The 14,986-nt window shown below is 56.0% G+C and carries 15 protein-coding genes; 6 read left to right on the plus strand and 9 right to left on the minus strand.

The genetic code is table 11. The annotated features are described in order from the left end of the window. The first annotated feature begins 45 nt into the window (after nt 1-45). The 3 genes from QN399_RS08945 (at nt 46) to QN399_RS08955 (ending at nt 3,367) form a co-directional block, all read left to right on the plus strand. Nucleotides 46-447 carry a DUF488 domain-containing protein gene (locus QN399_RS08945; RefSeq protein WP_330200847.1) on the plus strand — a complete coding sequence of 134 codons (402 nt, stop codon included), beginning with the start codon at nt 46-48 and terminating at the stop codon, nt 445-447. Between the two features lie 233 nt (nt 448-680). After that, entirely contained in the window at nt 681-2,117 is a 1,437-nt protein-coding gene (gene ccoN, locus QN399_RS08950) for a cytochrome-c oxidase, cbb3-type subunit I (protein WP_322178366.1), read from the plus strand. A 119-nt stretch (nt 2,118-2,236) separates the two neighbouring features. Continuing rightward, the gene (locus tag QN399_RS08955) at nt 2,237-3,367 is read left to right on the plus strand and encodes an HPP family protein (RefSeq protein ID WP_322178367.1); all 1,131 of its coding nucleotides are present in this window, start codon (nt 2,237-2,239) and stop codon (nt 3,365-3,367) included. Here the strand turns inward: QN399_RS08955 and QN399_RS08960 are convergent, their stop codons facing one another. The 4 genes from QN399_RS08960 to QN399_RS08975 all read right to left on the minus strand — a co-directional run bounded on the left by QN399_RS08960 (nt 3,368) and on the right by QN399_RS08975 (nt 7,441). Next, entirely contained in the window at nt 3,368-4,231 is an 864-nt protein-coding gene (locus QN399_RS08960; protein ID WP_322178368.1) for a LysR family transcriptional regulator, read from the minus strand. 180 nt (nt 4,232-4,411) lie between these two features. Beyond that, on the minus strand, nt 4,412-5,830 hold the full coding sequence (locus QN399_RS08965) for a TIGR00366 family protein (RefSeq protein WP_322178369.1): 1,419 nt from the start codon (nt 5,828-5,830) through the stop codon (nt 4,412-4,414). 177 nt (nt 5,831-6,007) lie between these two features. After that, nucleotides 6,008-6,664, minus strand: coding sequence for a CoA transferase subunit B (locus tag QN399_RS08970; protein WP_322178370.1), 657 nt, complete (start codon nt 6,662-6,664; stop codon nt 6,008-6,010). A gap of 75 nt (nt 6,665-6,739) precedes the next feature. Next, on the minus strand, nt 6,740-7,441 hold the full coding sequence (locus tag QN399_RS08975) for a CoA transferase subunit A (protein WP_322178371.1): 702 nt from the start codon (nt 7,439-7,441) through the stop codon (nt 6,740-6,742). A gap of 126 nt (nt 7,442-7,567) precedes the next feature. On the opposite strand from QN399_RS08975, the gene QN399_RS08980 reads away from it, so the two are divergent. After that, nucleotides 7,568-8,479 carry a LysR family transcriptional regulator gene (locus tag QN399_RS08980; RefSeq protein WP_322217098.1) on the plus strand — a complete coding sequence of 304 codons (912 nt, stop codon included), beginning with the start codon at nt 7,568-7,570 and terminating at the stop codon, nt 8,477-8,479. A gap of 144 nt (nt 8,480-8,623) precedes the next feature. Then, nucleotides 8,624-8,890, plus strand: a complete 267-nt coding sequence (locus tag QN399_RS08985) for a hypothetical protein (RefSeq protein ID WP_322217096.1) — start codon at nt 8,624-8,626, stop codon at nt 8,888-8,890. Between the two features lie 7 nt (nt 8,891-8,897). Here QN399_RS08985 and ssuE read toward each other — a convergent pair whose 3' ends face one another. Beyond that, nucleotides 8,898-9,479, minus strand: coding sequence for an NADPH-dependent FMN reductase (gene ssuE, locus QN399_RS08990; protein WP_219061349.1), 582 nt, complete (start codon nt 9,477-9,479; stop codon nt 8,898-8,900). A gap of 406 nt (nt 9,480-9,885) precedes the next feature. After that, nucleotides 9,886-10,494 carry an NIPSNAP family protein gene (locus QN399_RS08995; protein ID WP_322178374.1) on the minus strand — a complete coding sequence of 203 codons (609 nt, stop codon included), beginning with the start codon at nt 10,492-10,494 and terminating at the stop codon, nt 9,886-9,888. A 306-nt stretch (nt 10,495-10,800) separates the two neighbouring features. Here QN399_RS08995 and QN399_RS09000 point away from each other — a divergent pair, with 306 nt between their 5' ends. Then, entirely contained in the window at nt 10,801-11,700 is a 900-nt protein-coding gene (locus QN399_RS09000; RefSeq protein WP_330200848.1) for a LysR family transcriptional regulator, read from the plus strand. A gap of 268 nt (nt 11,701-11,968) precedes the next feature. Here the strand turns inward: QN399_RS09000 and QN399_RS09005 are convergent, their stop codons facing one another. From QN399_RS09005 to QN399_RS09015, 3 genes are all read right to left on the minus strand, one after another. Beyond that, the gene (locus QN399_RS09005; RefSeq protein WP_322183150.1) at nt 11,969-12,166 is read right to left on the minus strand and encodes a transposase; all 198 of its coding nucleotides are present in this window, start codon (nt 12,164-12,166) and stop codon (nt 11,969-11,971) included. 187 nt (nt 12,167-12,353) lie between these two features. Then, on the minus strand, nt 12,354-13,430 hold the full coding sequence (locus QN399_RS09010; protein WP_322178376.1) for a polysaccharide biosynthesis/export family protein: 1,077 nt from the start codon (nt 13,428-13,430) through the stop codon (nt 12,354-12,356). Between the two features lie 145 nt (nt 13,431-13,575). Next, nucleotides 13,576-14,985 (minus strand): undecaprenyl-phosphate glucose phosphotransferase, encoded by a 1,410-nt coding sequence (locus tag QN399_RS09015; RefSeq protein WP_322178377.1) that lies wholly within the window; start codon nt 14,983-14,985, stop codon nt 13,576-13,578. Between the last annotated feature and the right edge of the window lies 1 nt (nt 14,986).

Below are 14,986 nucleotides of genomic sequence, written 5' to 3' on the forward strand. Positions count from 1 at the left end.
ACGTTGTGACCCTGTTACGTAGCCCGTCGGTAAAAGGAGAAGGCCATGATTCAATGCAAGCGCGCTTATGACCCGGCGTCCCCCGCAGATGGTTATCGGGTATTGGTCGACCGACTTTGGCCAAGAAACATGCGCAAAAATCGCTTGGTCCTCAACGAATGGCTGCCTGACACGGGCCCGACCACCCCGTTAAGAAAGGCGTTCAAAAGCGGCGCGATGAGCTTCGCGGATTTTTGTACGGGGTATCGCCAAGAACTGACGGCTCATCCGGAACATTGGTGGCGACTTCTCGAACCTGCCCGCCAAGGCACGCTGACACTCATCTATTCGGCGAAGGACACGGAACATAACAATGCAATCGTGCTGAGGGAGTGGCTTGAAGAAGAACTGGATAAGCAAGGGCCGCAAAGTTCTCCCGTCTGTTATGCCTGCTCACACCTCAAGTGAGTAACAGGTGTAATGCAAGTCACTTCAATAAAAGTGAAGTTAAACATCATTAATTTGACATTGCCCAGCGTGCCGCTGATCTGCACACTGCGGGCGCTCACGGTTTACTGTCTCCATCCCCGCTGTCTCGAGTGCTTGCTTCATTGAGTTCTGACGCTTGGATTCAAGGCACACATGTGTCTTTTTTTCGGCGATCAGTGTGAGTCACTCAGTGTGCTTGTAATGGAATAATTATGGCCCGTGTAACCGCTCCCGATATCAACGCTTCCTATAATTACGACGTTGTTCGCCGCTTCACGTTAATGACCCTGTTCTGGGGGATCCTTGGCATGGGGATGGGCGTGATTCTGGCCGCACAGTTAGTCTGGCCGGAGCTGAACTTGAATATGCCATGGACCACGTTTGGCCGCTTGCGGCCTGTCCATACTAATCTGGTGATTTTTGCATTTGGTGGCGGTGCATTATTTGCAACGTCATTGTATGTGGTTCAGCGCACCAGTCGGGTTCGGTTGATATCCGACAGGTTGGCCAACTTTGTATTCTGGGGCTGGCAAGCCATTATCGTTGCCCTGCTGATCACGTACCCCTTGGGCTATACCACGTCCAAGGAATACGCCGAAATGGAATGGCCAATTGCGATAGCGGTGGCCGTCGTCTGGGTGGCGTATGCCTATTTATTTTTCGGCACTATCGCCCGCCGCACCGTTAAACATATTTATGTCGGTAACTGGTTTTACGGTGCCTTCATCGTGGTGACAGGCATGGTGCATGTGATCAATCACCTTTCGGTTCCGGTCAGTTTGCTAAAATCCTATTCGGTCTATTCCGGCGCGACCGATGCAATGGTCCAGTGGTGGTATGGCCATAGCGTTGTGGGCTTTATTTTGTCTGTCGGCTTTTTGGGCATGATGTATTACTTCGTGCCGAAACAGGCCGCGCGGCCGATTTACTCCTATCGGTTATCCATCGTGCACTTCTGGTCAATCATCACTCTGTACATCTGGGCGGGTCCGCACCATTTGCACTACACCGCACTGCCCGACTGGGCTCAGTCGCTGGGCATGGCGATGTCGATGATTCTGCTGGCGCCAAGCTGGGGCGGCATGATCAACGGCATGATGACCCTGTCGGGGGCGTGGCATAAGTTGCGTACTGACCCGATTTTGCGATTCCTTGTCGTGTCCCTGGCGTTCTACGGCATGTCGACCTTTGAAGGGCCGATGATGGCGATCAAAACCGTCAATGCGCTTTCCCATTACACCGACTGGACCATTGGCCACGTACACGCTGGCGCGCTCGGCTGGGTTGCCATGATCAGCATCGGGACGCTGTACCACATGATCCCCAAACTGTATGGCCGCGAACACATGCATAGCGTGGGGCTGATCAACGTGCACTTCTGGCTGGCGACCATAGGTACCGTTTTGTACATCGCGTCGATGTGGGTCAATGGCATCACTCAGGGGTTGATGTGGCGTGCGATCAACGATGACGGGACATTGACTTACTCCTTCGTCGAAACGCTACAAGCCAGTCACCCAGGCTACGTTGTGCGACTTATCGGCGGCTCGACCTTCGCTGGCGGGATGCTGCTGATGGCCTACAACACCTGGCGCACTGTGCGAGCAGGCGAGCGCAACGTCCAATCACCGATTGTGGCCGTGGCTTGATTGACGACAAGAGATGTGAAGCGCTTCCCTGTCCTGGGATGAATTTTTTTTAGTATCGTCGCCCTGATACGAGGCTCATCCATTTGTTTGGGTGCGCCTTTTTAATTCTGGTTTTGATTATGCAGCGTTATCGCTTTATGGGTTGGCTTGCTCGTTTTACGCCGGCGACATTAAACACACGTCCCAAAGAATGGTTGAGAGCGAGTGTCGGAAGTTTTCTCGGGTTGCTGGTCAGCACGCTGATCTGTCGCGCAGTCTTTGGCAGTTCAGTCGAATTGCATTTGATGGGGCCGGTGGCGGCGTCGGCCGTTATCCTGTTTGCCGTGTCTTCGGGGGCACTGGCGCAACCCTGGCCGGTCATTGGCGGCTATCTGACCTCAACAGCGGTGGCGTTGATTGTCACCCATTATGTCGGCTATTCGCTGGAAAGCGCCGCCTTGGCCGTTGGCCTGTCGTTGGGCGCGATGTGTGTGTTGCGTTGCTTGCACCCCCCTGGGGCGGCCTTGGCCCTATGCCTGGTATTGGCGGATACCGAACTCTCGGGGATGGGCCTTCAGGTGTTCTACCCGGTCATGCTCAATGCGATTTGCCTGTTGGTTGCGGCCTTGCTCTACAACAACATCACCGGAGTACGTTATCCCAAACTGCACGTTGTGACGGCTGTACGCGCTACCGACGATCCAGCCCCAGAGGAGCGCGTCGGCATCACCTCTGCAGACCTGGATCTGGCGTTGGCCGACATCGGTGAGTTTGTCGATGTGACACGTGAAGAGCTCGAAGACATCGTGCGTGCCACTGAAAAATATGCGTTACGGCGCAGCATGGGGGATATCACGGCGTCTCAGATCATGTCGCGCGATTTACAGTGTGCCACCCCGGACACGCCGGTCGAGCAGGCGCTGAATATGCTGACCTCGCAACACCTCAAGACGTTACCTGTTCTGGATAAGGAGCGGCGCCTTGTCGGCATTGTCAGCTTGATTGATTTGCTTGGGCATTCGCGCAATACCAGACGATTGGGGGTATTGGGCCGATTGGGCCTGCGCCGCGGAAGGGTGCTGGAGCACGTGATGACCCGCCCAGTCACGTGTGTGAGCGGTAATGCACATGTCGTCGAACTGATTCCGCTGTTATCAGGATCGGGGCTGCACTGCCTGCCCGTCATCGAGAAGGGAGAGCTGGTCGGCATCGTGACCCAGACCGATCTGATTGCAGCGCTTCATCGGGATTTGATCATGCACCTTGGATGACTAGATGATTGGGTCCCAGCGTTGCGACCAATCACTGTCTGCTTTGACGATGTTTCGTAACAGCTCGAAAGCCGACTGCAATACCGCCGAGTCACGATCACGCGAATAGACCAGATAGGTGGGGTAGGTGAACTCTGGCGCCTTTGGCACGCGCTCGAATACGCCGCTGTCCAGATAACTCTGGACCACCCGGGTACGGAAGTAACCGGCACCGCCATTTTCAAGAATGTAGTGCAGCGCCAATGGCCCCAGGTTGAAGCCGATCGCCGCTTTGGCCTGGTCTGGAAGCGCCGCATCGTGTTGCTTGCGGAAGTCATCGCCCCAGTCGACATACACGTAGGGCTCCGGGTTGGATGTCAGGCGCACCTGAATCAGTTTCTCTTCCAGCAGTTGCTCGACTTGCAGGCCCGGCCAGTAGGTTGGCTGATAGACCAGCGCGGCATCCAGTACACCCAGTTCAAGTTGTTGCAACAGTTGCTTGCCGTCCCCTATCTCTGCGCGCAAGGCGTGGGTCGGGATTTTTTCACGTAGCTGTTGCACCCAGCTCAGCATCAGCGGGTTGCACAAACTGACTTCACCCCCGATGTGCAGCACATTGCGGTAGCCTTCAGGCAGAGGAAGGTCCCGACGCGCCGCTTCCCAGGTCTGCACCAGTTGATTGGCATACGCGACGAACGCTTCGCCATCAGCCGTCAATTTAGCGCCGGCCCGGTTGCGGATGAACAGCGTGCAGTTGAGATGACTCTCAAGTTTCTGCACGCGGGCCGTAATGGCCGTCTGCGTAACATGAAGTCGTTCGGCGGCAGCGACAAGGCTGCCATACCGCGCGATCTCTACAAAGGTTCGAGCCAGGTCGATGTCCATGTGGGTTCACTTCAAATCAGAGGGCCTGATTGTAGAGACATCCGCCAGGTGTAGGGAGTCATCAATAAAAATGCCAGAGCACGCTGGAAACCTTGGCTAACTCAATCGGAAGGATTATCTCGATGGTGGAGGAACCGCTAAGAAGGCCACCTCTTGCATCGGCAAGAAGTGGCCAATGGTTTATGGCATGACCGGCGGTAGATACGTCAGCGTGGTGCCCAACGCCCACAGCATGAACAGCACCAGAGGCGCATGGACCAGCAACTGTACAAATGAGAAGCCAATCAGGTCACGCGCCTTCAGGCCGAGAACGCCCAGCAGCGGCAGCATGTAGAACGGGTTGATCAGGTTCGGCAGGGCTTCGGCTGCGTTGTAGATCTGCACCGCCCAGCCCAGGTGATATTTCAGGTCATTGGCAACTTGCATCACGTAAGGCGCTTCGATGATCCACTTGCCGCCACCCGATGGAATAAAGAAGCCCAGCACCGCCGAGTACACACCCATCAGCAACGCGTAAGTATCGTGCGAGGCGATCTGGGTGAAGAAGGTCGAAATGTGATGGGCCAGGGTCTGCGCATCGCTGCCTTTAACCGTGGTCATCAGCGCCGCAATCGAACCGTAGAGCGGGAACTGGATCAATACGCCGGTGGTGGTTGGCACCGCGCGAGACACCGCATCCAGGAAGCTGCGCGGGCGCCAGTGCAGTAGGGCACCGGTCATGATGAACAGGAAGTTATAAGTGTTCAGCCCGGAGATGGCGGTGATCGCCGGTTTGGTCGAAAACTCATGGAACAACCAGCCGGCAGCCAGCAGCACTAACAGGATGATCAGTATCGGGCTGTACTCAAGCCACTCGCCAGGACGTGAGCGCTTGGGCATTGCCGGCAGGCTGAAACTCGGGTCGACACCGCAGGCCGCTGCATCCTTGGCGCTGGAAGGGCCGGGCGCGGTGGCGTAGGCGATGACCAGAGAGACCACGATCAGGATCGCCAACATCACGCCTGACTGCCAAAGGAAGATGGTTTGGGTGAAGGGGATCATGCCGGTAATCGCCAGAATCGACGGTGGCAGGCTGGCCGGGTTGGCTTGCAGTTGCGCGGCCGAAGACGAAAGGCCTAACGCCCACACCGCACCCAGGCCCAGGTAAGCAGCCGCGCCGGCGGCACGGTAGTCCATGCGCAAATCGGTGCGCCGCGCCAGCGCGCGAACCAGCAGACCGCCAAATACCAGCGACAAGCCCCAGTTAAGCAAAGAGGCGACCATGGAGATCAACGCTACCCAGGCCACCGCCGAGCGCCCGTTCTTCGGGATACGCGCCAAGCGGTCGATCAAGCGTACCGCAGGTGGTGAGCTGGCGACCACGTAACCACCGATCACCACGAAAGCCATCTGCATGGTGAATGGAATCAGACTCCAGAAACCGTCGCCAAACGCGGTGGCGGCCTCAGTCGGTTTGGCGCCCATGGCCATGGTCGCAACGGCCACGATAACCACGGCCAACACGGCAAATACCCAGGAGTCAGGGAACCAGCGTTCGGCCCAATTGGCGCAACGCAGGGCAAAGCGGGCATAGCGGCTGTCTTCGATATGGGCGGCCATGGGTCCTACCTTTTTTTGAATTTATTATTGAGGGGCTAAGGGTGTAGCCCGTTTTTGTTAGAGCACGCGCAAAGCGGTGAAGCTACAAAACAACAAACCCCTTCAAGTACTGAAGGGGCAGAATGGCACAGCGTGGAGGCGTCGTTTGGTGACCTCTTGGCTATCACCACAAAAGGATCAGAAACTCATTTCCACGACATCGTCCGGCACGATCAGTTTGCCAGCGGTCTTGGCGATGATTTCTTCGATGCTGACCCCCGGCGCGCGTTCGCGCAGGATGAATGCGCCGTCGGCGATTTCCAGGTAAGCGAGGTCGGTCAGCACTTTGCGGATGCAACCGGCGCCGGTCAGCGGCAGGCTGCAACGCGCCAGCAGTTTGGATTCACCGTCTTTGGAGGCGTGGGTCATGGTGACGATGATGTTGTCGGCACCGGCCACCAAGTCCATCGCGCCACCCATGCCTTTGACCAGCTTGCCGGGGATCATCCAGGAGGCAATGTTGCCCTCGACGTCAACTTCGAAAGCACCCAGCACGGTGAGGTCCACATGACCGCCACGGATCATGGCGAAGGATTCAGCCGAGGAGAAAATCGATGCGCCTTTGCGGGCGGTCACTGTTTGTTTGCCTGCGTTGATCATGTCGGCATCGATGGTTTCTTCGGTCGGAAACTCACCCATGCCGAGCAGGCCGTTTTCCGACTGCAGCATCACGTCGATATCGGTGGGCACGTAGTTGGCGACCAGGGTCGGAATGCCAATGCCGAGATTGACGTAAAAACCATCTTTCAGTTCGCGTGCGACGCGCTGTGCCATTTGTTCGCGGGAAAGTGCCATGGTCAGGTTCTCTTATTGTTCGGAACGAGAGTGTTCTGGGCGAGAAGACTCTTTGAGTGCAGCGAAAGAACGGCCTCAGGCCTTCTTGACGGTGCGCTGTTCGATGCGTTTCTCGAAGGTGCCCAGGATCACGCGATCAACATAGATACCCGGGGTGTGAATCTCGCTGGGCAGCAGTTCGCCTGGCTCGACGATTTCTTCGACTTCGACCACGGTGACTCTGCCAGCGGTGGCGACGACCGGGTTAAAGTTCTGCGCCGTGTTGCGGTACACCACGTTGCCGAAATGGTCGGCTTTCCAGCCTTTGACGATAGCAAAATCGCCGGTGATCGCTTCTTCAAGGATCACGTGACGTCCATTGAACTCGCGGGTTTCCTTGCCTTCAGCGACGGGAGTCCCGTAGCCGGTGGCGGTGTAAAACGCGGGGATGCCGGCGCCGCCTGCGCGAAGTTTTTCGGCCAGAGTGCCTTGCGGGGTCAGTTCGACTTCCAGCTCGCCGCTGAGCAGCTGGCGTTCGAACAGCGCGTTCTCGCCAACATAAGACGCTACCATTTTGCGGATCTGGTGGTCTTCGAGCAGCACACCGAGACCAAAGCCGTCGACGCCGCAATTGTTGGAAACAACCGTAAGGCCTTTGACGCCACGGCGCTTTATTTCCGCGATCAGGTTTTCAGGGATGCCACACAGACCGAAACCACCGGACAAGACCGTCATGTTATCGGTTAGCCCATCCAGCGCTTCTTCGTACGTTGCCACTCGTTTGTCGAGCCCAGCCATAATGATCCGCCTTTTGTAGTTGTTGACCGACAAGCAGGCTGTCGGAGAGCGTTCAGTGCATCTTCCCTTGCCTGTAATGATTTGTTAATTTTGTTTTTCTGATGGATTGATAAGAAAACTAAATAGATGAACGTCAAACAGCTCAGGGCTTTTCTCGCCGTGTCGCAATGCCTGAGCTTCGCCCAGGCGGGGGAGCGCCTGCATCTTTCCCAGCCAGCGTTGAGCCTGACCATCAAAAGTCTGGAAGAGGACCTTGGCGGGCCGCTGTTCAGTCGCACGACGCGCAGCGTCAGCCTCACACCGGAGGGCGAAACCCTGTTACCGCTGGCGCGTCAGTTGTTGGCGGATTGGGACAACACCGAAGAGTTGCTGCGCCAGCGCTTCACCTTGCAGTTGGGCAAAGTATCGATCGCGGCGATGCCGTCATTCGCCGGTAACTGGCTGCCGAGCGCACTCAAGGTGTTTCGTGATCGCTACCCACGGGTCAACGTCGCGGTGCATGACGTGATCAATGAGCAAGTGCTTGAGATGGTTCGTCATCGTCGGGTGGAGTTGGGTATCGGTTTTGAGCCGGAATCGAGCAATTCGCTGCTGTTTACCCCGTTTTATATGGACCGTTTCGTGGCCGTGGTGCCTATGGATTCGCCGTTGGCCGAACGCGAGGAAGTGACCTGGAGTGAGCTGTTGCAGGAAGACTTCATCGCACTGCAGCGGCCATCCGCCGTGCGTTTGTTGCTGGAGCAAGCCCTGCAGGCGCAGCATGGCAAGCTGTCGGTCGCGTTTGAAAGTCATCAGTTGGCGACTATTGGCCGTATGGTCGCTAATGGGCTCGGGGTCAGCGCGGTACCGTCGTTGTGCGTGCAGCAAATGCGCGAGCTGGGCGCGCATTGCATCGCGCTGATCGAGCCGCGTATTGAACGGCGCATCGGCTTGATGATGCTGGCTGATCACACATTGTCGACGGCGGCCCAGGCCTTGCGAGAGGTGTTGATTGGGTGTGCGCAGGAGCAAGTCTCGGGAATGCCCCGACTTCACTAGAGGAATGTTTGGGTGGGCGGGCTTTCTGAGGACGAGTGGAGAACACAGGAGAATCGATAGCGACTATCGAGCGTGATGATTTCTACTCGGCCTAGGTGGCGAGTAGCCTTGACTCATTCCGAAAAGAGCCCTGTGAACACGCCCATGAATCGCCTATTGACCCTTGCCCTGTTGCTCACCGCTGCCGTTCTCTCAGGATGTGCCAGCCACGCTCCTGAGCTGCGTCCCTACACCGCCGAAGAGACTCGCGAACTGGCGCTTGAAGACTTGAACCGTCGCGGGTTGTCGTTTGATGAATACCAGACCAAAAAAGCCCAATTGACCCACTCGCAACAGATCGTCCATGAATTCGACAACCGCGGCGAGATGAATGCAGCGCAGGGTGTCGCTCACCCTGATCGTCAGGGTTGACGGGGGTTCACAGCGCCAGCTTCAAATGGCCGCCGGCCAGCGAGTGCCGGGCCTGGACCCTTCGCAGTAATCCATGATGGAAATGTTCCAATCCTTCATGCAGACGCTCGGTGAGGATATCGTCGAGTTCGCCACCCTGTTCGTTGTTGCTGTAGCTGATCTGGGTATCGATGGCGAAGATGCCGTGTAGTACTTCCTGGCACTTGAGCGCCGAGAGCACCGGTTTCAGGGCGTAGTCCACCGCTAGCATGTGCGCGATGCTGCCACCGGTGGCCAGAGGCAGAACAACCTTGCCGTGCAACGAACGCTCGGGCAGCAGATCGAGCAGGGTTTTCAGTGCGCCGGAAAATGACGCCTTGTACACAGGTGTACCGATTAACAGGCCATCGGCCTGTTTGACCGCTTCGATAAAGTCGATGACCTGCGGGCTGTCGAAGTGCGCGTAGAGCAGGTCTTCCGCCGCAAAGTCTCGAATTTTCAGGGCCTGGACGTTCACATCGTGGGCTTGCAGCCAATGACGCGCGTGTTCCAAGACCACGCCGGAGCGGGATTTTAGGGCAGGGCTGCCTGAGAGAGAAACTACCAACATGTTGTATTTCCTTGGGTCAATGTCACCCGCCATGGTGATGGCTTCGGTCTGTTACCCAGTACAAAGCAGCATGCATGCCAGCATCGAATAATTATCTAACGTTTTGAAAATAAATGATTTTATAGAAATATATGACGCGCCCGTGTGTCGTTATGACTGCACAATAGGCACGTAACTGTTGGTTCGCTGTTTCTGTGGCAACAGTTTAAGCGTCCAGCCAATACACCTTCACCTAGCTGGGGATATGGGACTTGGGACATCGACCGCGTCCAATATTCGACGTAGCCGACTTATAACGGATAGGCCACCTTCCAGCCTGAGGACAGGGCAGATGTGAACTATTGGAAGATATGATCCGACGAGCTGCCTTAGCTGATGCAGCTAATCGGACGCCTTGCACACGCCTTCAGCGCAGAGGCGAGTAAGGTTCTGGTATGCATATCATTGTTGTCGCTCTGGCAATTTGCTGAGGTGCACCCTTGGGCGGCCAAAGGCCTTCAGCATAATGACGCGCTCTTAGCACACCGCGCTCTTCCAAACTGGAAAACCCCCAGATGTGGGTGATGCGCGGCGGCCCATCAAGCGCGTACATATTCAGCACTAGATGAGAGGTATATTCATTTGTCGGCGCAAGAGCATCCTCCCAACTGGCTAGCGTAGGTGTGAGACCTCCCGGCTTAAGAAAATACGTCCTGAATTCATAAAAATTTCCAAACGCCGCGGGGGAAATATCCGCCAAGAACGGAAACCGCATATAGCTTTCCGTGTTCAATCGGATGGCGGGATCAGTGATCCCGAAAGGCGCTTTCACCATCAGCGCTCGGCGACGTTCGTCTTCAAGAGCATCCGCAGTGTCAAACCCGCGCAGGAGTTTAACTTGGAAAAGGTCGCCAATCTCTGAGCGCCAGACACCGAGTAATTGGCCAGGCCCTTGCGCCATCCACGCGCACGCGGCAGTCGCGACGGCGCCCTCTGTGAGCGGTGGACAACTTAGTGTTGTGAGTTCATAAAACATGCGATATCTCGACTATTCAAATCAACAAGACCCCGCCTAGGGTTCATCGTGGGCACGACGACAGAGGAGGGGCGTTTGACACTCATGTCGCATTAGCCAGGGCAGATGGCAATCGTTTGGATGAGTCATCGGCAAGTAAGCCGAATGAAGACTCCCACCACTCAATGGCCAGCGCGCTGATGACGTTCGAACGATGGGTACCTTCACTGGATTTTTGCCAATCCAGTGACACACGATGAGGATAATTGCCGTTAGATACTCGATAAATGGGTGTACATTTGTTTTTTTAACAACGGGTGGTTGTTAATGCTTGATCGACTGACAAGCATGACGGTGTTTGTCCAAACGGTTCGCTATGGGTCCTTCGCTGCCGCAGCGGAAAAGCTCAATATGTCGCCACAGATGGTGGCTAAACATATCGAGGCGCTTGAACAACGGGTGGAAACTCGGTTATTAAATCGGACGACCCGGAAGCAAAGCTTGACGGTATTTGGCCGGCTTTATCTGGACCAATGCCATTCGGTCCTTTCCGAAGTGGAAGCCGCCGACATGCTGGCGCAGTCTTCGCATGCCAGGCCGCAAGGTCGTTTGCGCGTCAATGCCCCTGTTACTTTTGGACGCCACGGGTTGATGCCGGTGGTCACGCAGTTTCTTAATCGCTATCCCGATGTTGACGTTGAGCTGACATTATCAGATCGCCTAATCGATCCGGTCGAAGAAGGCTATGAAGCTGTCGTGCGTCTCGGTCCGCTGCAAAAAAATCTCGCGCTTATTGCACGGCCGTTGCGTACCTATCGTCTTGTAGCGTGTGCATCTCCGGCGTACCTGCTTGCGCACGGTACGCCACAACTGCCGTCGGATCTCATCGACCACGAGTGCCTGGGCTTCGCCCCTTGGGTATCCGACCTCAGTCGGAATTGGCATTTTCAGCAGGATGGACAGATTACGGAGGTGCCGGTGCGCGGCCGCTTGCAGATCAATGACTGGGAAGCACTGCACGTAGCCGCGTGCGACGGCTTTGGCATCTTGATCGGTTACGAGCGTGCCCTTGCGGCCGACCTCGCATCGGGCCACTTAGTTCGAATACTCCCCACTTACGAGGGGCCTGCCCGCCCCATCCACCTGCTTTACGCAGCGGACCATCGGATGACATCAAAATTGCGCTGTTTTGTCGAATATATGATGGAAACTTTAGGTCAGCGTTAAACGTCGGCTCAATGGGTCTTGCAAGTGAAGGCTTCACACACACACACGCACACGCATTGTTAGTATGCGCACGGGCATCAAGCCTTGAGCAGAGAAACCGGTCGCCACTTATTGCGCCAGCAATTGGTCGATTCCACTTGCCCGCTGGGCGACTATCCAGGCATGCAGCATATATATCACCGGTACGGCTTTTCTTGTCGTATTCGGCGCCGTAAATCCGGTTCCAGGTCTCGGACTTCACTTTCGATTTCGTACAGCCACTGATGGATTACAGCGCTTGAAGCTCTGCTTCAAGTGCTGTGGTCTCGGTATCGATCAGGTCATCAAGCAAACTGGCCTGCTGCGGATTCAGCTGCTGCGCTTGGCAAACGTCATGCGCTTGGGCTGCGCGACCTCTCTGTGACCTGCACCCCGAACAGTAATCTTCAACAACCGACAATTTCGCCTGTTCTGTGTACTTTTTCATGACCCCCTCAATGTTGATGTCCAATATTCAGGGGGTCAGATCAAAATACGCGGACACCATCGTCCTTATCGACCGGGTTCGGAAGGTGTGTTCGCTGCCCCCTTACGCAACAGTCGTCAGCCGCCAAATCGCAGGCAAAAAAAACCCCGCATTCGGCGAAGGCGGGGAGGGTTGTAGTGCGGTTCAGTTATTTGAAGGCGGTGCCAGTAGCGACTACGCTGGCCGATGGCAGCAAGTTGCTGATGAAGCGGTTCCAACGGGTGATATTGGCCGGACCGACGAACACCACATCCTGTGCCTCAAGTTCAAATTGACGTGCCAGCACATAGGAGGTCGGTTTTGTTGCGTTGAGGTGGTAGACCGTTGCGCCCTGGCCATCGTTATCCGCAGCGCGAATCACGTAGACCGCATTGCCGTCGGCAGAGTCCGGGCTGAGGCCACCGGAATTGCCAAGGGCTTCCATCAGCGTCACGCTGGTTGTGCCGAAAGAGATCACTTGCGGGCGCATGACTTCACCCAGCACATAGATCTTGTTCTGCGAGTTGCTGTTCAAGTGCAGGTAGTCGCCATTCTTGAGGAGGATTTTGCTCAGTTGCGAACCTTTGCGGTTGAGTGCGTCGATATCGAGCACGTACTCCTTACCGTCACGACTGAGGGTCAACCCCGCCAGGTTGGCGTCGGTCAGGTCCACCCCGGCAGCGCTGATGGCCTGCACCAGACTCAGCGGGATGTTGGTGATCGGTTGCGTTCCAGGATTCTTGAACGCACCTGACAGCACGATGCGCTGGCTGTTGTAACGATAGACTTTGACGTCGACTTTGACCTCGGTGTATTGCGGCAGCAAGCCCATCCTCAACTGTTCGCGTATCTGTGCGACGGTCTTGCCCGCGGCCTGGATCTTGCCGACATAGGGAAAGAACACCGTTCCGTCGCTCAGCACTTCCCGACTGTTGGCATCGAGCTGGTCCAGGGAACCCGGGGCTGTCAACTCGGGGTGTTCGAAGACGGTCACCAATAAAGTGTCACCTGCACCGACCACGTATTCGGGAGTACGGTAGTTCACCAGCTCCGGCGGCAGCACTGAGGTTTTGGTTGAGATATGTTGTTGCTGCACGCTCTTGGGCGTAATGGCCACGAGGTGGACTTTAGGTTCGTCCGGTCCATTGTCTTCGACTTCATCTGGCGTCATATGCTGCCCGGGAGCAAATGCGCAGCCTTGCAAAATCAGGCTGGAAAGCAGCACAACAGCTAGGGTTCGCTTCATATATTTTATCCTTCCGAAAGGTGCACGGTGCACCACAGTGATTTCATTGCTTCCCTTACCAACACCGGTACCGCGTTATTGCAGTCGTGCACGCCCCGGTTCGCCTCCTCAACGAGCCTGGTTATACAAAAGATAGATGATTTATTTAAAATGCGTTTTTGTTGAGAAAGCCTTTGAACAGGGTCAACAGAATGATTTTTATGTCCAGCCAGATTGACCAGTGTTCGATGTATTCAAGGTCGAATTCGACGCGTTTCTGCATCTTGTCCAGCGTGTCCGTTTCGCCACGCCAGCCATTGATCTGCGCCCAGCCGGTGATTCCCGGTTTGACCTTGTGCCGCAGCATGTAACCGCTGACTTGCTTGCGGTATTGCTCGTTGTGCGCCACCGCATGAGGCCGTGGGCCGACGATGGACATGTCACCGCGCAACACGTTGAAAAATTGCGGCAGCTCGTCAAGTGAGGTGCGACGCAGGAAAGCGCCGAGGGGTGTGATTCGTGCGTCATTGCGCGTGGCCTGACGGACGTTATCGCCGTTTTCCTGCACGCTCATGCTGCGAAACTTCCAGACCATGATTGGCCGTCCATCCAGTCCATAACGACGCTGTCGAAACAGTACGGGGCCGGGGGATGTGAGCTTGATTGCGATTGCAATCAATACCAGGGGTAAGGCGATCATCAACAGAATCAGGCTGGACAGCACGATGTCTTCCACGCGTTTGACCACGCGCGAGGCGCCGTCCATGGGGGAATCGAAAATGCTGATACTGGCCAGGCCGTTGATGCTCTCACTGCGTGCGTGCAGCAGCTCGAACATGAACATATCCGGAATCAGGTACACCGATGCGGTGGTGTCGCTCAAGCCTTTGACCAACTCGCACAGGTGTGGCTGACCGAGTGCAAGGGTGATGTAAATCTTGTCAACGCGACCTTCACGAGCATCGTTGATCAACTGCTCCAGATTGCCCAGTACCGGCACTCTTCGGCCAACGACGGTGAGGTCCATCTGCTGAGGCTCCTCATCGTAGAAACCGAGCAGATCCATGCCCATCCAGGGGGCGCTGGAAATCGAGGTGGCCAAGCGTTCACCACATTGCCCCGTACCGACAATAGCCACGCGGCGAGTGTTAAAGCCTCGCCGCCGCAAGTTGTGCAACAGGCTGCGGATCAATAGTCGATAACTGCACAGCGTCACCAGCACCAGCGCGAACCAGGCCATTTGGCCGTTGTCCGGCACACTGACGTGGTTAAACAGCAGGTAGTTCACCGTCAGCAGGATGACGAACGTCGTCGACCAATAACTGAAGATTTTGGTCAGTTCACGCAGAATGCGTTCTCCGCGCCAAGAGCCATAGAGCTGGTGATACTCGCCGATCCAGTGGAAGACCAGCACCGAAAGCATGATCAGGATCCACGGCTCGGCGCCCATGGGTGAGCCTTCGACCCGGTTCAGCCAATAGCCGCAGAGCACGATGACGGTTAGATCAAGCAAGCGGTGGGCGACGGATAGCAGGGATTGGTTAGCATGCAAAATGCCACGAAATTGTGTGCTCATG

The sequence above is a fragment of the Pseudomonas sp. 10C3 genome (genome assembly GCF_036346185.1).
Lineage (GTDB): Bacteria > Pseudomonadota > Gammaproteobacteria > Pseudomonadales > Pseudomonadaceae > Aquipseudomonas.